Origin of the sequence: Pseudomonas sp. R4-35-07, from assembly GCF_003852235.1 — a bacterium.
Classification (GTDB): domain Bacteria; phylum Pseudomonadota; class Gammaproteobacteria; order Pseudomonadales; family Pseudomonadaceae; genus Aquipseudomonas.
This window is the reverse complement of the sequence record NZ_CP027732.1, coordinates 4,546,988-4,567,545: the sequence shown is the minus strand read 5'-3', so window position 1 is coordinate 4,567,545 and position 20,558 is coordinate 4,546,988. Positions and strand designations below refer to the sequence as shown.

Below are 20,558 nucleotides of genomic sequence, written 5' to 3'. Positions count from 1 at the left end.
TGGAAAAAAGGCGACAGGCCTGTTGACGGTTTAGTGGATTGCTAACTTAGCAATGACATGCAGTTTGCTAATGCTCGCGAAAAGCGAGTAGGTAAACTATCGCCCGACAAAGTTGATATTTAAAACTTTGCTCGGGCTTCTGTTGTTGTGTGTTTTGTAGTTTGGAAATATTTAGTATTATTTTTCCAGAAAACACTTGCCGATCGTTATGAACTTCCTCTAAGTTTCGTCTTGCTTCGGCGGGTGACCGCTCGGTCTGCCGAAGATTCACCGTGTAACTTAATTAACATATATACCGTGCTGGCCGGTAATGGCGAGATAAGCCTGCTCATGCCTGAAAAAAGGCAGGTCGGTATATGTCGCGTGGCCTGAACGCAACTAAGCCTGATAAGGAAAGCACCATGGAAGATAAAAAGTCGCTATTGAACGCAAAGAAAACGGAACTGGGCAATCATCGGATTTTTGCTGAAATCAATTCATTGCCTGTCCTGCGCGCCTTTATGGAAACCCATGTCTTTGCCGTGTGGGATTTCATGTCCCTGGCCAAGCGCCTGCAACAGGACCTGACGTGTACTCGCCTGCCTTGGCTCCCACCACTGGACCCGGCGGCAGCTCACCTGATCAACGAAATCATCCTCGGCGAAGAGTCCGACCAGAACCTGCAGGGCGGTCACTACAGTCATTTCGAACTCTACCTGCATGCCATGCGTGAAGTTGGCGCCAGCACCGACAAGATCGAATTCTTCGTCAAGCTGATGCGTGAAGGCGTCGATCTGCAGACCGCGTTGGACCGTTGTGGAGCAGGCCTGGCGGCTTCCGCGTTCGTGACCGATACCATCGAAACCGCAATCAATGCGTCGACGCACAGTGTCGCCGCCGCGTTCCTGCATGGCCGCGAGAGCGTGATTCCAGAGATGTTCCAGCGCATTCTCGATGACTGGGACATCACTGCCGACGATGCCCCGACGTTCCGCTACTACCTGCAACGCCATATTGAAGTTGACTCCGAAGATCACGGCCCGGCGGCGGAAAGCCTGCTCGCACGCCTGGTCAACGGTGATGCGCAACGCCAGGAAGAAGTGTATGAGTCGGCCATCGCCGCCGTGCAAAGTCGTCTGGCCTTGTGGGACAACTTGCGTGTCGCCATGCGTGAAAATGTCAGTGAGTGCGTGGCATGAACGTAGCAGTCATCGAAGCTGACCAGGCCCAATGGGTCGAGGTGACATCTGAGCGCGGTATTACCCTGACGGTATTCAAGGACACCTTGGACCCTATCAATAAAACCGGTATTCGCACGCGATTGGTGCGCTTTCATCCGGGCGGTGGTACCCGGGAGATTTACACGCACGATTATCACGAAGAAGTGTATTTGATTGAAGGCGACCAGACGGAGTCAGCCAGTAAAGATCGCCCCGAGAAAACCTATCGGGATGGCGGTTACTTCTTCAGGGCGGCGCACACCGAGCACGGGCCGTTCCATTCCGAAGACGGCTGTTTGTTGTTTGAAGTGCACTACTACTGATCATCATGAACAAAGGGAACGCTTCATGAGAGCTGAAGAATATCAATCATTTTCCGAGGCGTGGGAGGAGCGGGCGACGATTCGCACGCGACCGAGGCGTCGTTTGGAAGATGATGAAAAGTTAATATTCCCGATCAGTCGCCAACCGCTGGTAATGGGGGCAACGTTTATTCGCGAGTGTGCTCACTTGCAGCACTTCGTACTCGTTCAAAGCTTGTACAAGTTCATTAACGATGTAGTGATTTTCGAAACGGAAATTGTCGACAGAACGGCCAGAAGCATTGCGAAAGATAACTTCGCCATCCGCTTTCCGTTTGCGTGTCGGTATGACGCGATGACGGTGGTAGTCGATGAGGACTACCACGCATTGGTGGCGATGGACTACATGCAACAAACCATCGAACTGACCGGGATCGAGCCCATCACCTTGCCTGCGGAAATCGAACTCAGCCGGTCGATTCCCAAGGCCCTGGCAATGGCGCCCGAGCACCTCAAAGCAGCGGTTGAGCTGATCTGCGTTGCGGTTGCCGAAAATACCCTGACCAATGATGTCGCGGCATTTGCCCGGGACGATTCGGTCAAGGCATCGGTCAAGGGGCTGATGGCAGACCATCTGGCGGACGAGGGGCGGCACTCCGGCTTCTGGGCCAAGTTGACGCGCATTTACTGGAGCACAGCGATCGAGGAGGACAAGCGCGCGCTGGCCGCGATCATGCCGGTGTTCCTCGCCGAGTACCTGACCAACGACATCCAGCAGGGGTTCGATTTCGCCTTGATCGAGCAGTTGCCGGTGAGCCCTACGGTCAAGGCGGCGTTGCGTGAGGAGGTCGAAGGCATGAGTTTTCCGATCACCCCGACGCATCCGCTGGTGGGCAACATCGTCCGATTCTTCAAACACAGCGCCATGCTCGACGCTCCCTGCATGCAGGAAGCGCTCGCCGATTATCTGCGCTAGAGGAGAACAGCCATGAGACACCTTGATATCGTTCTGTGCGGGCGCAGCCATGCGCTCGCCCGCCTTACGCAAGAGCTGGAGCAGATGGGCCATACGACGCATCTGCTGCCCACTGATAATGCTAATGAGCACTGCCGGTTACCGTCGCCGGACTTGCTGATCGATGATGCCAGCACGACAGGGGTCCCTCACTATCCGGCGTGTCACCGTCTATCGTTACGGATGCAGTCTGACGATGCCGGCGATGTGTCCGCGCCGTTGCACCTCGAATGCCTGTGGCGTGCGGGGGAGGGCGATTGGATGACGCTGGGGCGCCGTGAAGTTGGCGCCGATACGGCCGGCAATGGTGCGGACCAGGCGCAGGAAGCCATCGTGCAAATGGTGGAACTGACCAGCATGCACATTGGCCGCTACTCGCGCAGTGCCGACTACCTCGAGGCGCCGCGCGAACCAGTGAAGGCGCTCGACCGCCTGCTGAGCCTGACCCGGCTTGATCAATTGGCCTGGCAGCACCGCCACAATGCCACTGCCGACATCGGGGTGCTGCAGGACGCCCGGCAACCCTTCGTACAGCGCCTGGCGGACAGTCTGCTGGCCAATGCCGAGCGCACTGCCTTGAAAGTCGATGGGCAAGGCATGTCATATGCGCAACTGCACGCCTACAGCGTGGCCATCCAGGAGCGCCTGCAGCCTTTGCTTCAATCCCGGGCCGGGGAGTTGACCGTGATCGGCATCTCCTTGCCCAAAGGAACGGCGCTGTATGCCGCGATTCTCGCAGTGATTGGCTGTGGGGCCGTGTACCTGCCGCTGGACCCGAACCATCCCGAAGAGCGCCGCGGGGCGATCCTCAAGCATGCCAAAGCCAGCTTGCTGATCCAGGACACCGACGCTGGCAACCCGCTCCCGGGCCTGGCGATCCTGGACATCAGCCACCTGGATTTCTTCCACCATGGCGCCAAAGGTTACAGCCGCGTGGCCCTGGCTCCGCATCAAAGCCTGCTGCGCGTGCCGCTGGCAGGGGCGGCGCCTTGTGTGGCGATCTACACCTCAGGCACCACCGGGCAACCCAAGGGCGTATTACTGACGGTCGACAACCTGAGCCACTTTTGCGCATGGTATGCCCGTTATGTGGAACTGGATCGCCACAGCCGCGCCTTGCAGTTTTCCACGATCAATTTCGATGCCTCGTTGCTGGACATTTTCCCCACGCTGATCCAGGGCGCGGAGTTGATCGTACCCACCGAGGATCAGCGCCGTGATCCTGTGGCGCTGGCCGAATTGATTCAGCAGGAGCACGTGACGCATGCCTTCCTGCCACCGGCCTTGCTCAGCATCCTTGCGCTCGAATCGCTGTACGGCATGCAGCATCTGGTGACGGGCGGCGATGTGTGCGAGCCCCATGTCATCGAGCAACTGGCGGGGCAGTGCCAATTGCATAACATCTACGGGCCCACCGAGACGACCGTGCTTGCCACATGCCGCACTTTTCTGCCCGGCGACAACAATCGCAACCTTGGCGTGCCGATCGCCAATACCGCGGTTTACCTGCTCGATGAGCAGGGGCAGCCGGTAGGGCAAAGTGGCAGCGGCGAGATCCACATCGACGGGCCAGGGGTGGGCCTGGGTTATCTGGACGCCGTGCAAATGACTGCCGAGCGTTACCGCCTGCACGAATTGCCCGATGGTCAGCTGTTGCGTTTGTACCGCACCGGCGACCTGGCGCGCTGGACGTCAGACGGCATCCAGATCATCGGACGCCTGGATAATCAGGTGAAGATTCGCGGTTTTCGCGTCGAACCGGAAGAAATCGAACACTTGCTGCAATCGAGCCAGTTGTTTCGCCAATTGGCGGTGGTGATCGATCAGCAGCGGCGCATCCTGGCGTTTTTCTCCCAACCCCACGGCGGTGACGGACACGCGGCCAGCGAACAGTTGCAGGCTTATGCACTCAAGCACTTGCCCGATTACATGCGCCCCAGCGCCTACTGCCTGCTGGACCGCCTGCCGGCCACGGCCAACGGCAAAATCGACCGCAAGGCCTTGAAGAATCTTCCCGTCAATTACAAAACCCAGGGGCCACGCCAAGCGCCGCAGAACCTTACCCAGGAAACGTTGCTCGGGTTGTGGGCCACACTGCTCGACATGCCCGGTGCCGACATCTCGGTGGATGACAGCTTCTTCAACCTCGGCGGCCACTCGATCCTGTTGTCGCAAATGCTCATGGGCATTCGCGAGAAGTTCGGCAAGGGCGTTTCGATCAACCGTTTTATCGAACAGCCGACCCTGATCAACCTCGCCAAGCTCATCGACCAGGACGTGGAGGCCACGGCCACGGTCAGCCCTCAGGCCTTGCGTGACGCGATGCTGCGACCCGAGCTGGACGTGTTGCCGATCAGCCGCCTGGGCAACCTGCACAAGGTCATCGTCACCGGTTCCAATGGGTTTCTGGGGGTGCATATCGTCGAAGCGCTGCTGGAGCTGGGCAGCACCGAAGTGGCGTGCCTGGTGCGCGAATCAGCAGGAATGAGCGCCCAGCAGCGTTTCGAGCAGGCCTTGATTCAGAACCGTCTGGAGCACCTGGACTTGAGCCGCGTAAGGGTGCTGGCGGCGGATATCAGCCAGCCTCGACTGGGGCTGTCGCAGGCTGATTATGAGTGGCTGGACCGTGAATACGGCGTGTTGATCTATAACGCGGCCAACGTCAACCATGTGCTCGACTATGAGTCGCTGGTCAAGGACAACGTCACCCCCGTGCTGGAATGCCTGCAGCTGTGTGAAGGGCGCAGCAAGAAGGTGTTCAATTTCATTTCCACCTTGTCGGCTTCCAGCACGGTGGATGCGCAGGGGCGCGTGTTGGAAGAACCGCCGGCGTTCACGCCGCCGATCTACATTCGCAATGGCTACAACCTTTCCAAGTGGGTGGCTGAGCGCATCTTGTGGAACGCCAGTGAGTCGGGAGTGTGGGTCAACCTCTATCGTCCCGGCAACATTGCCTTCAATACGCGGACCGGTGTGTGCCAGCCCCATCAGAACCGGTTGATGCTGATGCTCAAAGGCTCATTGCAGCTTAAGGAAGTGCCTGAGCTGGCGCTGAACTTCGACCTGATGCCAGTGGACTTTCTCGCTCGGTTCATTGCGTTTCATGCCAGCCGGCACAACCGCTCCAAGGCGGTCTTCAACTTGCACAACCCGTTGCCCCTGAGCTGGGCGCACTACCTGGAGGCGTTTCGCGCCGCTGGTCACGATTTCCAGATGGTCCCGGTGACACAATGGCAGCAGCGCCTGTCGGCGATCGACAGTGACAACGCGTTATTCGGTGTAGTCGGCTTTTACCTCAATGGGTTTGAGGAAGACATCGGCGATATCTCGATGATCGAATACCGCAATGCGCTCTCAGGCATCCGTAGCATGGGTGAAGACTACCCGGCCAAGAACAGTGCGCTGCTGCAAAAAGGCTGCGACTACCTCAAGCAAATCGATTTCATCTAAAGCACAAACAAGGAGCTGTCTCATGCAACATTTTGAACCCGATACCCTGGTGCGCAACCCCGTGGGCAACCCTGTGGTCGCCAGCGTCAGCGTCAATGGCGACGCGCGCAGCGTGTGGAATATCGTCGGTGACTTTTCCGGTTTCGCAAAATTCATTCCGGCGCTGTCCCACATTGAAATGACCGGGGAGGGCGTGCGCTCGGTACGCAAGAAGCTGTTCAAGGACGGCAACGTGGTGATCGAGCAACTCAACAGTCATGACAACGACGGCATGACCATGACCTGGTCGCTGATTTACACCTCACTGAACATCGGCAACCTGTGGGCCGTCATGCAAGTGGAGCCGCAAGGCGCGAACCAAAGCCTGGCGACCTGGACCATCATCGGTGAGCCCTACACCGGTGGCCCGGAGGACGTGCCGGCGTTCGAGGCGTTCCTGCAAGGGTTCGCCGATGATGCGATGAGCAATGTCCAAAAGCTGTTTGCCTGACCACTTGTACCACCCCGCGAATACCTGTGTATTCGCGGGGCACCAATCCCGCCGTCATCCCCCCGCAAAATGCCCCGTGCAAGACCAGATTAGGCTTTTGAATCCATTCGATATTCTGTAGCCTTGCGCAGCTTCAGCTTTACCCGTGCTTGATGACTACACACTTCGTCCGGCGGCGCCCGAAGGGCTCCTGAGCCGGTGGTACACTCGACTTTCGCGCTACTGCGCCTGCAGGTCTTGCGAACATGACGCACATTTCCGAACGCCTACTGGTTCAAGCCCACCTCGACGCCAAGCAGCCCAAGGCCCTCAGCGCCGATGAAGAGGCGAGCCTGCGGGCCGCCATCGCCGCCGAGCTTAAAGCGCAGGACGCGGTGCTGGTCGCCCACTTCTACTGTGACCCGGTGATTCAGGCCTTGGCCGAACAAACCGGTGGCTGCGTTTCCGACTCCCTGGAAATGGCGCGCTTCGGCGCTGCTCACCCGGCCAAGACCGTGCTGGTGGCGGGGGTGCGTTTCATGGGCGAAACCGCGAAAATTCTCACCCCTGAAAAACGTATCCTGATGCCGACCCTGGAAGCCACCTGCTCCCTGGACCTTGGGTGTCCGGTGGATGAGTTTTCCGCCTTCTGCGATCAACACCCCGAGCGCACGGTGGTGGTCTACGCCAACACCTCGGCGGCGGTCAAAGCCCGCGCCGATTGGGTGGTGACCTCCAGTTGCGCGCTGGAGATCGTCGAAAGCCTGATGGATAACGGCGAGACGATTATCTGGGGCCCGGACAAACACCTGGGCACCTACATCCAGCGCCAGACCGGTGCCGACATGCTGCTGTGGGACGGTGCGTGCATCGTGCACGAAGAGTTCAAGTCCAAGCAGCTGGAAGACATGAAGGCGCTGTATCCGGATGCCGCGATCCTGGTGCACCCGGAGTCGCCGACAGCGGTCATCGAATTGGCGGACGCCGTCGGTTCCACCAGCCAGCTGATTGCCGCGGCACAACGGTTGCCGAACAAGACGTTCATCGTCGCCACTGACCGTGGCATCTTCTACAAGATGCAGCAGCTGTGCCCGGACAAGGTCTTCGTCGAAGCGCCTACCGCCGGTAACGGCGCCGCGTGCCGCAGTTGCGCGCACTGTCCGTGGATGGCGATGAACACCTTGGAACGCACGCTGCAATGTCTGCGCGAGGGCAGTAATGAGATATTCGTCGAGCCGTCAGTGATCCCGCAGGCGGTACGCCCGCTCAAACGCATGCTGGACTTCACCCAGGCAGCGCGCCTCAAACTGGCCGGCAACGCCTGACCTCGGGCTGACTTGGTAAAAATGTGGGAGGGGGCTTGCTCCCGATAGCGGTGTGACAGTCACTCTATATTTTGACTGAACCACTGCTATCGGGGCATAGGTATCTACACAACTTTGTAGCAGCCTACGGTAACCACGATGCGAAGCGAGTCGCTCTTGATCTTGCTTTTGATCTAGGCGCCCCGTTAAACCACGCTGGCCGGAATTCGACAGTGATTTGGGGGGTAAACCGGCAGGGATGCCGGTTTAGCCGCCCCGCGCCATGGATGGCGCGTGGCGGCGGCCCCCCAAATCAATGTCGGATTACGGGCACACCGAGCCGGGGCGAGGTGCCGAGTGGTGGGGCAAGAGCCCTTTGGTTACTTTGGGGCTCTTTTCCAAAGTGACCCGCCGTCAGGACGGAACCCTAAGCCGCCGTTACCGCAGCAACGGATATGTACTCGCCCTGATCCAGCATCCTGGTCGGCTGTCAGGCCGCCATCGGGGGCAAGCCCCCTCCCACATTTTGAACGCGGGGCATCAGTTAGAGAGGCTTCGGCTCCTGGGCCGCCGCAGGTTCAGGGCAGCGCCAAAGTTGTGTAGATACCTATGACTATCGGGAGCAAGCCCCCTCCCACATTTCGGTCTCCACTATTGTGCGACTATTTCTTTTGCTTCGGAATCCGCACCAGCCGCGTGTCCGAATAGATGTCATGCCAGCTGCGCTTGCGCTTATCGAATAGCGACCAGATAAATCCCAGCCCTACGCACAGCCACGAGGCGATCGACACCACAAAGCGCAACAGCGCCTGCCACAGACTGATGCGCGAGCCATCGGCGTTCTGCACGCGCACGCCCCACACCTGCATGCCCAGGGTCTGCCCCGAATGGGTCCAGAATTTGGCGAAGAAACCGAACAACACAAACAACAGGAGGGTCGATAGCAGCGGGTCACCGTCCAGGGCGCCGGATTCGGTAAGGCTGCGCATCTTCGCTTCGCCGACGAAGGCGATCCATACCAGCTTGTAGATAAACGCGGTGACGATCAGCAGCGCGGTGCATAAAAGAAAATCATAGAACATCGCTGCCAGGCGACGGCCCAGGCCAACTGCGGGAAACTCGCCTTGGGGGCTCAACAGGGCTTTGGGCATGGCAGGGCTCTCTGGGGAAAACTGCAGTTTACGCAATGACGCCCATAAAAAAGCCCCTGATGTCATATCAGGGGCTTTTTGTCGCAGGAAGGATCAGCCTTCTGCTTGTACTTCGTCAGCTTGCATGCCTTTCTGGCCTTGCACGGCCTTGAAGGTGACCTTCTGGCCTTCTTTCAGGCTCTTGAAGCCGTTGCCCTGGATAGCGCGGAAATGCACGAACAGATCCGGACCGCTTTCTGGTGTGATAAAACCAAACCCTTTTTCGTCGTTAAACCACTTGACGGTACCGCTCTGACGATCAGACATTTTCTTCTTTCCTTTGACGCTAAAAATTAATGACAGCCCCTTTCACATGAAAGAGTACTGGGCTGGGTTGCAGGAAAGTAAGAGACGTCGAACGGGTTGTAGCACTACTACTTCAGCTACTGCCCAGGTCCAGGTTCCAAGCGACCCATGCAAACACAGTGGAGAAACTCTACGCCAACTAATATGAAAAAAACAAGCCCTGCCAAACAGCCCGAGATTGCTCGGGCTGATGACAGTTTTGTTGAAGTTGCGCAGCTGTCTTATTCGATAGATTCAATCACTTGTTATAGGGAAAAAACCCTAACAATTACTATCACGCGTGCACTGTTATATGGCGCTTGCGTTACAGTTTAGTGCGCGGCACGCAAGCGCGTTACTTATTGAAACAGACATTCAGCCGCGGAAGTAACGCTGCGGCACGAATGGCATTTTACTTACACGCAATGGCACCTTTTTCCCACGCACCAACGCAGAGACTTCGGTATCCAGTGTGACAAATGCGCTGTCCAGGTACCCCATCGCCAGCGGGCCGCCCAAGCTTGGGCCAAAGCCTCCGCTGCACACGCTGCCGATCACCGTGCCCTGTTCATCAACGATTTGCGCCCCTTCACGCACCGGGATGCGTTCCTGGGGCAACAAGCCTACGCGTTTGCGGGTCACGCCCGTTTGCTGCTGGGTGAAGATTCGGTCTGCACCCGGGAAGCCGCCGGCACGCGCGCCATCGGCACGGCGGGCCTTGGAGACGGCCCACAACAGGCTGGCTTCAATCGGGGTGGTGTCGGTGTTCATGTCATGGCCGTACAGGCACAAGCCCGCTTCCAGGCGCAGGGAGTCACGAGCGCCCAGGCCGATCGCCTGTACTTCGGCCTCGGCCAGCAGGCTGCGGGCCAGGCTTTCGGCGTTTTCAGCCGGCACGGAGATTTCAAAACCGTCTTCCCCGGTGTAGCCCGAACGGCTGACGTAGCAGTCCACGCCCAGCAGCCGCAGGGAGGCGAACTGCATGAATGTCATCTTGGTGACTTGCGGTGCCAGGCGCGCCAGCACCTTCACCGCCGCCGGGCCTTGCAGGGCCAGCAGTGCGCGCTCTTCGAACAACGGTTCGATGCTGCATTGGTCGCCGATGTGCGCGCGCAGGTGTGCCAGGTCCTGATCCTTGCAGGCAGCGTTGACCACCAGGAACAGTTCGTCGTTGCCAAGGTTTGCCACCATCAGGTCGTCGAGAATGCCGCCCTGGTCATTGGTGAACATCGCGTAGCGCTGCATGCCCACCGGCAGGTCGATGATGTCGACCGGCACCAGGGTTTCCAGGGCCTTGGCGGCGTTGGCGCCGGTCAGGCGGATCTGGCCCATGTGCGACACATCGAACAACCCGGCCTGTTCACGGGTGTGCAAGTGTTCCTTCATTACGCCCAACGGGTACTGCACCGGCATGTCGTAGCCGGCGAAGGGCACCATGCGCGCGCCCAGCTCGATGTGCAGGGCGTGCAATGGGGTTTTCAACAGGGTTTCGGTGGACATGTTCAGCTCCTGAAAAACGTGCCGGCGCGGTCAGGCGTCAGCACTCGATAATGTTGACCGCCAAACCGCCACGGGCGGTTTCCTTGTATTTACTCTTCATATCGGCGCCGGTCTGGCGCATGGTGCGGATCACTTTGTCGAGGGACACAAAGTGTTGCCCATCGCCGCGCAAGGCCATGCGCACGGCGTTGATCGCCTTGACCGAGCCCATGGCATTGCGCTCGATGCAGGGCACCTGAACCAGCCCGCCAATCGGGTCGCAGGTCAGGCCGAGGTTGTGTTCCATGCCGATCTCGGCGGCGTTTTCCACCTGTGACACGCTGCCGCCCAGCACTTCGCAGAGTGCGCCGGCGGCCATGGAACAGGCCACGCCGACCTCGCCCTGGCAACCGACTTCGGCGCCGGAGATCGAGGCGTTTTCCTTGTACAGAATGCCGATAGCGGCGGCGGTGAGCAGAAAGCGCACCACGCCGTCTTCGTTCGCGCCGGGGATAAAGCGCATGTAGTAATGCAGCACGGCGGGGATGATCCCGGCCGCACCGTTGGTGGGCGCGGTAACGACGCGCCCGCCGTTGGCGTTTTCTTCGTTGACCGCCAGCGCATAGAGGTTGACCCAGTCGAGCACCGACAACGGGTCGCGCAGGGCCGACTCGGGGTTATTGCACAATTGCCGGTGCAGCGCGGCGGCTCGGCGCTTGACCTTCAGCCCACCGGGCAGGATGCCTTCATTGCGACAGCCGGCGTCCACGCAATCCTGCATGACCTGCCAGATCTTCAACAGGCCGGCACGGGTTTGCGCTTCCGGACGCCAGGCGCTTTCGTTGGTCAGCATCACCTGGCTGATGGACAGCCCGTAGGTGGCGCAATGGCCGAGCAAGTCCTTGGCGTGCTTGAACGCAAAGGTCAGTGGGGTGGCGTCCTCGACAATCCGGTCGGCGCCGGCCGCGTCTTCATCCACCACGAAACCACCGCCGACCGAGTAATACTCGCGGCTGCGCACCTGGATGCCGGCGGCATCGAAGGCGCGAAAAATCATGCCGTTGGGATGGTAGGCGAGGGGTTTGCGAATCATCGCCAGGTGGGCTTTCTCGTTGAATGCAATGCTGTGTTCGCCGAGCAGGTTGAGGCGCCCGTCACCGCGCATCTGCGCCAGGCGTGCGGCCACGGTTTCGGTATTCACGGTGTCCGGGTGTTCGCCTTCCAGGCCGAGCAACACGGCTTTGTCGCTGCCGTGGCCTTTGCCAGTGGCGCCGAGCGAGCCATAGAGTTCTACCTTGATGCTGTGGGTGGCGCTGAGCAGGTTGTCACGCTTGAGCCCTTCGACGAAACGAGCGGCGGCGCGCATCGGGCCGACGGTGTGGGAACTGGAAGGGCCGATGCCAATCTTGAACAGGTCGAACACGCTTAAAGACATGAGTTGTTCTCCGGTTTCTTATTATGTATCGGGTGTACTCGGTCAGTGTGGGAGGGGGCTTGCTCCCGATGGCGGTTGTACATTCAACCTATCTGTTGACTGACACTCCGTCATCGGGAGCAAGCCCCCTCCCACCTTTTAAGCGAGTACACCCCCGAAGTTACGCGTAGCTTTCAATCGATGGACATGCGCAAACGAGGTTGCGATCGCCAAACACATTGTCGACCCGGCCCACCGGCGGCCAGTATTTGCCTTCGATCAGCGACGCAACCGGGTACACCGCCTGCTCGCGGCTGTACGGGTGGCTCCACTCGCCCACCAGTTCCGCCGCAGTGTGCGGAGCGTTCTTGAGCGGGTTGTCGTCCTTGTCCAGGGTGCCGTTTTCCACTGCGCGGATTTCTTCGCGAATGGCGATCATGGCATCGCAGAAGCGGTCCAGTTCTTCCTTGGATTCACTTTCGGTCGGCTCGATCATCAAGGTGCCGGCCACCGGGAACGACATGGTCGGCGCATGGAAGCCGAAGTCGATCAGGCGCTTGGCCACGTCATCCACGCTGATGCCGCTGCTGTCTTTCAATGGGCGCAGGTCGAGGATGCATTCATGCGCCACCAGGCCATTGCTGCCGGTGTACAGCACGGGATAGTGCTCTTCCAGGCGACGGGAAATGTAGTTGGCATTCAGGATCGCCAACTGCGAGGCGCGCTTGAGGCCGGCACCGCCCATCATGCTGATGTACATCCAGGTGATCGGCAGGATGCTTGCACTGCCGAAAGGCGCTGCGCACACGGCGCCTTCCTTGCGTTCCATGGCCGCGTGGCCAGGCAGGAACGGCGTGAGATGCGACTTGACGCCAATCGGGCCAACGCCCGGGCCGCCACCGCCGTGGGGGATGCAGAAGGTTTTGTGCAGGTTCAGGTGGGACACATCGCCGCCGAACTTGCCCGGCGCGCAGAGGCCGACCATCGCGTTCATGTTGGCGCCGTCGATATACACCTGGCCGCCGTTGTCGTGGATGATCGCGCAGATGTCACGGATGCCTTCCTCGAACACGCCGTGGGTGGACGGGTAGGTGATCATTAGCGCGGCGAGGTGCTCGCGGTGTTCGATGGCCTTGGCGCGCAGGTCGTCGATGTCCACGTTGCCCCGTGCGTCGCAGGCGGTGACTACGACGCGCATGCCGGCCATGTTGGCGGTCGCCGGGTTGGTGCCGTGGGCCGACGAGGGGATCAGGCAGATGTCGCGACGCGCTTCGCCACGGCTCTGGTGATAGGCGCGGATGGCCAGCAGGCCGGCGTATTCACCCTGGGAGCCGGCGTTCGGCTGCAGGGAAATCGCGTCGTAGCCGGTGGCCGCGCAGAGCATGGCTTCCAGGTCCGAGGTCAGTTGCAGGTAGCCGGCGCTTTGTTCGGCCGGGGCGAACGGGTGCAGGGCGCCGAATTCGGCCCAGGTCACCGGGATCATTTCGCTGGCGGCGTTGAGCTTCATGGTGCACGAGCCCAGTGGGATCATGGTGCGGTCCAGCGCCAGGTCCTTGTCGGCCAGCTTGCGCAGGTAGCGCATCAGCTCGGTTTCCGAATGGTAGCGGTTGAACACCGGGTGGCTGAGGATCGGCGACTGGCGCAGCAAGGCGCTTGGCAAGGTGCTTTCAGTGGCGGCGAAGGCAGGCAGCGCCTTGCCATCGGCGAAGATCGCCCACAAGGCTTGGATATCCGCCTGGGTCGTGGTTTCGTCGACCGACAGGCCGACACGCTCGGTATCCACCACGCGCAGGTTGATGCGCTGGGCACGGGCCTTGTCGTGCAGGACGGCAGTGTTGGCGCCGGTGTTGAGGGTGAGCGTGTCGAAGAAGTGTTGCTGCTCGACCTTCAAGCCCAGGGCGGTCAGGCCCTTGGCCAGGATCGCGGTCAGCTGGTGAATGCGCTGGGCGATCTGGGTCAGGCCCTTGGGGCCGTGGTACACGGCGTACATGCTGGCGATGTTGGCCAGCAGCACTTGGGCGGTGCAGATGTTGCTGGTGGCTTTCTCGCGACGGATGTGTTGCTCGCGGGTCTGCATGGCCAGGCGCAGGGCCGGCTTGCCGAAGCGGTCTACCGAGACACCGACCAGACGGCCCGGCATGTCGCGCTTGAACGCGTCCTTGGTGGAGAAGTACGCCGCATGCGGGCCGCCAAAGCCCAATGGCACGCCGAAGCGTTGCGCGCTGCCGATGGCCACGTCGGCGCCGAACTCGCCCGGCGGGGTCAGCAGGGTCAGGGCCAGCAGGTCGGCGGCCACCGCGACCAGGGCGTTGGCCGCGTGAAAGCGTTCGGTCAGCTCGCGATAATCGAACACATCGCCGTTGCTGGCCGGGTACTGCAGCAGGGCGCCGAAGAACGGGCTGACGTCGCTCAGTTCGCGCTCATCGCCCACTACCACGTCGATGCCCAATGGCTCGGCACGGGTGCGCAGTACGTCGAGGGTTTGCGGGTGGCTATGGATCGAGGCGAAGAAGGCGTTGCTGCCCTTGTTCTTGCTCAGGCGCTTGCAGAAGGTCATGGCTTCGGCGGCGGCGGTGGCTTCGTCGAGCAGGGAGGCGTTGGCGATCTGCAGGCCGGTGAGGTCGCTGATCAGGGTCTGGAAATTCAGCAGCGCTTCCAGGCGGCCTTGGGAAATCTCTGGCTGGTACGGTGTGTAGGCGGTGTACCAGGCCGGGTTTTCCAGCAGGTTGCGCAGGATCGGCGACGGCGTATGGCAGTTGTAGTAGCCCTGGCCGATGTAGGTTTTGAACAGTTGGTTCTGGTTGGCGATGGCCTTGATCTTGGCCAGGGCCTCGGCTTCGCTCAGGCCGTCTTCCAGGCCGAGCACGCTGGTGCCCTTGATGCTTTCCGGGATCACGCTGGCGCTCAGGGCTTCCAGGGAATCGAAGCCCAGGCTCGCGAGCATCTGCTGCTCATCTTCCTGGCGCGGGCCGATGTGACGGGCGATGAATTCGTTGGCGGTGCTCAAGTTGATCGTCATGGCGCGCTCCTCAGGCTTCGGCGTTGGCTTTGATCAGGCGGTCGTACGCATCCTGATCCAGCAGTTTAGCGACCGCCTCGGCATCAGCCGGTTTAAAGCGGAAGAACCAACCTTCGCCCATCGGGTCTTCGTTGACCAGCTCCGGGCTGCCATCGAGTTTGTCGTTCACTTCCAGCACTTCACCGTCCAACGGCATGTACACGCCGCTGGCGGCCTTGACCGACTCCACGGTGGAGGCTTCAGCGCCCTTGTCGTAGGCCTGCAACTCCGGCAGTTGCACGAAAACCACATCACCCAGCGCGTTCTGCGCGAAAGCGGTGATACCCACGGTGACGCTGCCATCGGCTTCGGCGCGCAGCCATTCGTGATCTTCAGTGAAACGCAACTCGCTCATGGAAACTCCTCAGGGCCAGATTCGTCTGGTGGACGGGATTGGAATAATGAGGAGTTGCTTAGCAATATTGCGGCCAATTCCATCAATTCGTTATAAATCAGCTGGTTACTAAGTTTGGCTATAGGGTGATGTGTTTCGGCTGTAGCGATTTCGCTACAGCCAGACCTGCGAAAAAAAGCCTATGTGGATCAAAGCCTTGCATGGCGCGCAAAAAACAGGGTTGTAGCGAAATCGTTACGCTGTAGCGCTTTCAGTACGGATAGGCGTCGCTTTTAGCGTCTGCCTGCGCGATCTATCTACCGTAACGGATGCCCCACCGCGCTTTAACGTGCGCCATCCCGTTATCAGGATGCGTCCCATGTGTGCTTCAACTGCAAATTCCCCGGAACTCACCCAGGCCCGGAAGTCCCGCGATTACTTGGCCAAAGTGTTTGCCCACCGCCTGAGCCTGACCGAGGTGGCCCAATCGATGATCCAGGCGTGGATAAGCGAATGGTTTGCCGGTTCCCGCCTCCAGGCGAGCAATAGCTGGATCGGCGTGACACAGCCGGGCGGTCACTACACGCAACTCATCGCCTTGAGCGATGCGTTGATTAAACGCTGCATGAGTGGCGAAGCGTTGAACTACACGCCAGGGCATCATCAATTGTTGATCCGGTCGGGAGCGGAGGTTTTCCAACCGGTGACCGAAGCCATCAGCGTGGATGACATTGAATTGATGCTCAACACCCTGGCACTCGGCGTGCTCGCGGGGTTTTGCGAGCGGTTGGTGGAGTACTGGAATGCTGACGTGCCCGGTGTGGCCAGAAGTCGCTGGTATGCAGTCCGTGAGCAATTAAGAGCATGCCTGCTCACGGCGCGGCAGAATCCGCCGTTGACACCGGAGCAAGCGGGATGGCTGCTGGGGCTGGGCAATGATTACCAGGAACTTTGGGCGTACCAAGCGGACCGAGAGGCGCTGGACAAACCTCATGTGCTGCGCATCTATCAAGTCTATGCCGCCCAGGATGGTCACGGTGGCGAATGGCTGCCGCTGTTGGTCCTGCAGCGGCAGGTCCAGGGCCAGCAAATCACTCTGGTCTACGTCCCGGCGATGAACCTGCTGAAGCTCGATACCCCGGACGCGTTGGGTAACCTGTTACCTCGCTACATGAACCACTACCTGCCCGGAGTGCCCGTCAACTGGGTGCTTCGTGAGCCGATGTGCGATGTGTTCGAGGCTTTGGCCCAGACCTTGCTCGAGCGTCAGCTTCGCACCCTGTATCGGCTCGACTGGTCAGCACTTCCCGACATTGGCAGCTATGAAAACCTGTTCATCACCCTCACGTCGCCCTTGGCCTGGTTCGACCCGGATTACCTCCAGCAACCTCACGAAGAGCAGCTGCCTGTCTGGCTGCAACAGGCCAACAGGGCCGATCGCCTGGTGTATGGTCAGTGGCTCGAACGCCTGGAGCGCTCGCAGCGAGTCACCGGTGGTGCGTCATTCCTGGATGGCCTTGACCCTATCGATGTGTATGCACACAAAGCCCTGCAACGGCAAATGCGCCTGGACCACCCCACGCAAGCGCTTATCAACCCGGACGATTACCTTCTAACCTTCGAACACACCCAGGGCGCAACCGTCGGCTGGACGCAACGCACCTCCAGGACCTTGACCCAATGGTCGCTGGAAAACCCCTTCGCCACGGCCTATGCCCGCGTGCAGATCAGCAATCAGACCTCGCCGGGTCAGGTGCCCGGATGGATCACGCCGGCGTACCTCAAGCAACTGATCGAACGCGTGGATGTGGGCAAGCACTACCCCGCACTGCTTGAACATGCGCTGATAGCCGACCCGGCGGAGTCCGCACGGCGGCGTCGATTGTTCGTTGATCAGATGGCGATCCAACTGCCGATGCGCGCCCTTGAAAACAGCCTGCGCCGGCGCTATGGCTTTACTCGGGCCGGCGCCTTGGTGGTGCGAGCGGTGCTGCAGGACGATCCGCAAAAGCGTGTGATCGACGGTGAAGTGATAGCGGCCCGGCCTCTGGCATTTCTGATCCATGCCGGGGGGCTTGCCCATCGAGCGGATAACCTGTTTGTCATCGGCCCGCGTGACAACAGCCAATTGCCCCATATTCTTTATCGGCCGGATCAAACCGAGGCCGTGTTGCAACAATTCCCCAGCCGCCAGGCGTTGCTCGACGAGATCGCGCGAATGGGCAGCGACCTGCAAAGCGTGGTGCTGCAGCGTCTGCCGGAGGACAGCCGGGCCGTGTTTGGCAATGGCGGCTTTTTGCGTCCTCACGTTCAGCGTTTTCTTCAAGGCGATGAATACGACGTGCAGCCCAGCTCAAGCCCGGCGCTGCTCAGCGATGAGCCGGTGCAGGGCGATTTTCTGGCGGCCGTCTTCGATGACAACGCCCAAAGCCTGTGGCAGCTCGCGGTGAAGCAGTCTGCGTCGAACCAGGCATTGCGCTGGACCTTGTTCAAGAATGATCTCTGGCAATTGTTCAATGCGTTGTTGCCCATGATCAGAGGGCCCGTGGCGGTCGCGGGCTGGCTGTTCCAAACCTTCAGGACCTTTCGGACGGTCCTGGCTTTACCGGCCCAGGCCAGTCGTGAAGACACGGCCAATGCCCTCGCCGAATTGATGGGCAGTGTGGCCGGCCTGCTGCTGAGCCCCGTGGTCACGCTGGATCAGCGTTTACGCCTGCGCGCGATCAAAACCGTTACGACAGGCGTGGTGTCGGCTCCGGAGGTGATCCCGCCCAACCACGTTCGCCAGTCGGCGTCGACGTTTGCCTGGCAGCGTTCACTCGCCGATATAACCGCCATGGATTATTCCTGGGCCAACTCACGGTTCAGGCTTACCCCGCAGCAGCAGGCGCAGTTGGAGACGTTCCAATGGTCACCCCAGCGTGGAGAACGTTGGCCTGAGCGGCCCACGATTGTCTCGGCCGACAGCCCTGTGCGCGGTGGGGTTCAGGTGCTGAGTGACAGTGCCGTCGCCAGCGTTGAAAACTACACGCTGATAGACGGCAAGCTGTATGGCGTGAGGGCTGTTGAGGCGGGCTGGCGTCTATTTGACCTCAGGAACTCCCAGCGCCTTGGCCCCTGGCTCAGGAAGAATGCGCGCGGTGCCTGGAAAGTCGACCTGGGCCTGCGCTTGATCGGTGGTCAACTCAAGAACACCGCCATCGGGCAGCGTGCGCAAATCGAACAGAAAAACCTCGCGCTGCAGCAGGCGTACAACGAAGTGAGCGCCGAGTTGACGAACGCTGAACGCGTGGTCATTGCCGCCGAAAACCTGTGCGAAAAGGCGCATTTAAGTGCTGAAGGTCTATTCACCGACTCACTGCGGCAAAACGCCAGGGCGCGCTTTTTGAAGGAACTGGAGAAAAAAGAGGAGGTGCAACTAAAAAAACTTAATGTGCTGGTGCAAAAAAACGCCAATAGGCCCGTGGATGGTTTTGAAAGAGAGCACAGTTTGCAATTGGAGGACATGCTTAAAACCATGCGCCGGCGAATGTACGTATTGAAGTTCAATCGCATGCAAGAGCAGTTTTCCAAAGTGAGTCTGGATCAATTGACGGCGCAGTTGGAACACGAGGACGTGGCCGCCGTCCAGGCAGCTTACGGTGCGCTGACCGAGGAAGCGCGAAAGATCGGCGAATTCCAGGACAAGATGGTCAACTTGAGCTTTTGGGAGCGCGTCTTTTACGAGCGGTTGCTGAGCATTCCTGGATATAAATCGTACATCGGCGAACTGGCGCCTTCTTCCCATGGCTTGCCACTGGACTGGAGGACCTTGCAGCTACAGACGCTGAAACAGCTGATATGGCGCCGGCAGCCCCTGCCTGAAGAGCGCGACGATGTCAGTCGGGTCAAGGTGGCGATTGACGAGGCGATTCAATCGGCCCAATCCCAGAAGACTATTGACGAAGCCGGCGTGCTGAGCGTGCAGCAGCGCATCGATGGGATCCAGGCCATTCTGCATGAGTACGCCGGATCGCGGGCGATACTGGATGAATACCGTGCAGCCGCGCCGGACTTGATTCATGGGGACATCGAGGTGCCGGTGGAAGAGGCGATCCTCAGCCTGGAACAGGAATCGAGAATAGCGTTGGCCAAACTGCTCCGCGAGCAAGAGCGTAACCCCCAACCCACCACCGTGCGCACGCCCGGTGCAGGTCAACGGCTGGTACGTGACTCAAAGAGACGCTATCAGTTGGGGCGGGTTCGTGCGCGCACGCCGCAGGCGAGCGAAGACATCGTGGATCTCATCAGCCCTGTCGACCAGACGGTGGTCGTCAGCTTGCATCAGCGGGTGGGTTCGGCGGAGTTCGAAGCGATTCCCGAGGCGGTCGCCGTGGTGCCACGCCCGATACGCTCCCTGGAAAACCTCAAGCGCGATGCCCGTCGGCTGCTGGACAGAGAACCCATTGTGCAGCAGCAGGCCCGTGCCGAAGCGCTTGCCTCCAACGTGGCGGACAACGTCCAGGCCCGGTTGACGCGGCAGTCCGAAGCGATCAGGGCCGTTGCCGAGAAGATTCGCAAGGCGCTGCCTGAAGCGCCCGATGCCGTATCGCAGGCCCTGCTCGATGAATTGGAGCAGGTCTCCCGCCGTTACCTGGAACAGGGGCGACTGTTGCGTATCGACATGCTCAAGCGTTTGCCTCCCGATGAGGACGGGATTGCCTGGCTCCATGCCCAGGATCAGGTGCTGATACTACGCATCGAGGGGCGTATCGCACTCAAGCGCGTCGATGATTTTTTGCAGGAGTATGTGGTCAAGGACAAGCAGGGCAAGGTCCTGGCGTATGCACACTTTCATTACACGACGCTCACCACACCCGACAGCGCTTACAACGCCGGCCATTTGAAGCGGCCGGAGCAGCGCTTCATGAGTTTCCGCAGCCTCGCTGACAAGACCGACCGGGATGTCATCGCGATCTACTATTCGCGCATCAGCGCACCCATGGCCGAGCAACTGTTTTTCAGCGCTAAAGGTTCAGTCAAGCACCGCGGACGGCGCTCATTCTGGTGAAGGGTGGGT

Annotated in this window: 13 protein-coding genes; 7 read left to right on the top strand and 6 right to left on the bottom strand. The window is 59.9% G+C overall.

Going from position 1 to position 20,558, the window contains the following annotated elements:
• Positions 1 to 401: 401 nt before the first annotated feature.
• The 6 genes from C4J89_RS20825 (at position 402) to nadA (ending at position 7,760) form a co-directional block, all read left to right on the top strand.
• Positions 402 to 1,178, top strand: a complete 777-nt coding sequence (locus tag C4J89_RS20825; protein ID WP_124415469.1) for a DUF3050 domain-containing protein — start codon at positions 402 to 404, stop codon at positions 1,176 to 1,178.
• On the top strand, positions 1,175 to 1,522 hold the full coding sequence (locus C4J89_RS20820; RefSeq protein ID WP_124405133.1) for a DUF4437 domain-containing protein: 348 nt from the start codon (positions 1,175 to 1,177) through the stop codon (positions 1,520 to 1,522). The genes C4J89_RS20825 and C4J89_RS20820 overlap by 4 nt, the downstream gene beginning before the upstream one ends.
• A 25-nt stretch (positions 1,523 to 1,547) precedes the next feature.
• A complete protein-coding gene (locus C4J89_RS20815) occupies positions 1,548 to 2,477 on the top strand; it encodes a diiron oxygenase (protein ID WP_124415468.1) in 930 nt (309 codons plus the stop codon).
• Positions 2,478 to 2,489: 12 nt separating this feature from the next.
• Positions 2,490 to 5,966 (top strand): amino acid adenylation domain-containing protein, encoded by a 3,477-nt coding sequence (locus C4J89_RS20810; protein ID WP_124415467.1) that lies wholly within the window; start codon positions 2,490 to 2,492, stop codon positions 5,964 to 5,966.
• Positions 5,967 to 5,988: 22 nt separating this feature from the next.
• Positions 5,989 to 6,456 (top strand): SRPBCC family protein, encoded by a 468-nt coding sequence (locus C4J89_RS20805; RefSeq protein ID WP_124364169.1) that lies wholly within the window; start codon positions 5,989 to 5,991, stop codon positions 6,454 to 6,456.
• Positions 6,457 to 6,701: 245 nt separating this feature from the next.
• A complete protein-coding gene (gene nadA, locus C4J89_RS20800) occupies positions 6,702 to 7,760 on the top strand; it encodes a quinolinate synthase NadA (RefSeq protein ID WP_124415466.1) in 1,059 nt (352 codons plus the stop codon).
• 641 nt (positions 7,761 to 8,401) lie between these two features.
• Here nadA and C4J89_RS20790 read toward each other — a convergent pair.
• From C4J89_RS20790 to gcvH, 6 genes are all read right to left on the bottom strand, one after another.
• A complete protein-coding gene (locus C4J89_RS20790; protein ID WP_124415465.1) occupies positions 8,402 to 8,890 on the bottom strand; it encodes an RDD family protein in 489 nt (162 codons plus the stop codon).
• Between the two features lie 93 nt (positions 8,891 to 8,983).
• Complete coding sequence (locus tag C4J89_RS20785; RefSeq protein ID WP_034109143.1) at positions 8,984 to 9,196, bottom strand: cold-shock protein; 213 nt, start codon at positions 9,194 to 9,196, stop codon at positions 8,984 to 8,986.
• A gap of 393 nt (positions 9,197 to 9,589) precedes the next feature.
• On the bottom strand, positions 9,590 to 10,714 hold the full coding sequence (gene gcvT / locus C4J89_RS20780; protein ID WP_124364166.1) for a glycine cleavage system aminomethyltransferase GcvT: 1,125 nt from the start codon (positions 10,712 to 10,714) through the stop codon (positions 9,590 to 9,592).
• Between the two features lie 37 nt (positions 10,715 to 10,751).
• Positions 10,752 to 12,128 carry an L-serine ammonia-lyase gene (locus C4J89_RS20775; RefSeq protein WP_124415464.1) on the bottom strand — a complete coding sequence of 459 codons (1,377 nt, stop codon included), beginning with the start codon at positions 12,126 to 12,128 and terminating at the stop codon, positions 10,752 to 10,754.
• Positions 12,129 to 12,288: 160 nt separating this feature from the next.
• Complete coding sequence (gcvP, locus tag C4J89_RS20770; protein ID WP_124415463.1) at positions 12,289 to 15,126, bottom strand: aminomethyl-transferring glycine dehydrogenase; 2,838 nt, start codon at positions 15,124 to 15,126, stop codon at positions 12,289 to 12,291.
• Positions 15,127 to 15,136: 10 nt separating this feature from the next.
• A complete protein-coding gene (gcvH, locus tag C4J89_RS20765) occupies positions 15,137 to 15,520 on the bottom strand; it encodes a glycine cleavage system protein GcvH (protein ID WP_032879722.1) in 384 nt (127 codons plus the stop codon).
• Positions 15,521 to 15,878: 358 nt separating this feature from the next.
• Here gcvH and C4J89_RS20760 point away from each other — a divergent pair, with 358 nt between their 5' ends.
• Positions 15,879 to 20,549: a hypothetical protein gene (locus tag C4J89_RS20760; RefSeq protein ID WP_124415462.1), complete on the top strand. Its 4,671-nt coding sequence runs from the start codon at positions 15,879 to 15,881 to the stop codon at positions 20,547 to 20,549.
• Positions 20,550 to 20,558 lie beyond the last annotated feature (9 nt).

What these genes read in the sequence shown, in the direction of transcription:
- C4J89_RS20825 (WP_124415469.1), top strand. Translation starts at nt 402, where the DNA reads ATGGAAGATAAAAAGTCGCTATTGAACGCAAAGAAAACGGAACTGGGC.
- C4J89_RS20820 (WP_124405133.1), top strand. Translation starts at nt 1,175, where the DNA reads ATGAACGTAGCAGTCATCGAAGCTGACCAGGCCCAATGGGTCGAGGTG.
- C4J89_RS20815 (WP_124415468.1), top strand. Translation starts at nt 1,548, where the DNA reads ATGAGAGCTGAAGAATATCAATCATTTTCCGAGGCGTGGGAGGAGCGG.
- C4J89_RS20810 (WP_124415467.1), top strand. Translation starts at nt 2,490, where the DNA reads ATGAGACACCTTGATATCGTTCTGTGCGGGCGCAGCCATGCGCTCGCC.
- C4J89_RS20805 (WP_124364169.1), top strand. Translation starts at nt 5,989, where the DNA reads ATGCAACATTTTGAACCCGATACCCTGGTGCGCAACCCCGTGGGCAAC.
- nadA (WP_124415466.1), top strand. Translation starts at nt 6,702, where the DNA reads ATGACGCACATTTCCGAACGCCTACTGGTTCAAGCCCACCTCGACGCC.
- C4J89_RS20790 (WP_124415465.1), bottom strand. Translation starts at nt 8,890, where the DNA reads ATGCCCAAAGCCCTGTTGAGCCCCCAAGGCGAGTTTCCCGCAGTTGGC.
- C4J89_RS20785 (WP_034109143.1), bottom strand. Translation starts at nt 9,196, where the DNA reads ATGTCTGATCGTCAGAGCGGTACCGTCAAGTGGTTTAACGACGAAAAA.
- gcvT (WP_124364166.1), bottom strand. Translation starts at nt 10,714, where the DNA reads ATGTCCACCGAAACCCTGTTGAAAACCCCATTGCACGCCCTGCACATC.
- C4J89_RS20775 (WP_124415464.1), bottom strand. Translation starts at nt 12,128, where the DNA reads ATGTCTTTAAGCGTGTTCGACCTGTTCAAGATTGGCATCGGCCCTTCC.
- gcvP (WP_124415463.1), bottom strand. Translation starts at nt 15,126, where the DNA reads ATGACGATCAACTTGAGCACCGCCAACGAATTCATCGCCCGTCACATC.
- gcvH (WP_032879722.1), bottom strand. Translation starts at nt 15,520, where the DNA reads ATGAGCGAGTTGCGTTTCACTGAAGATCACGAATGGCTGCGCGCCGAA.
- C4J89_RS20760 (WP_124415462.1), top strand. Translation starts at nt 15,879, where the DNA reads ATGTGTGCTTCAACTGCAAATTCCCCGGAACTCACCCAGGCCCGGAAG.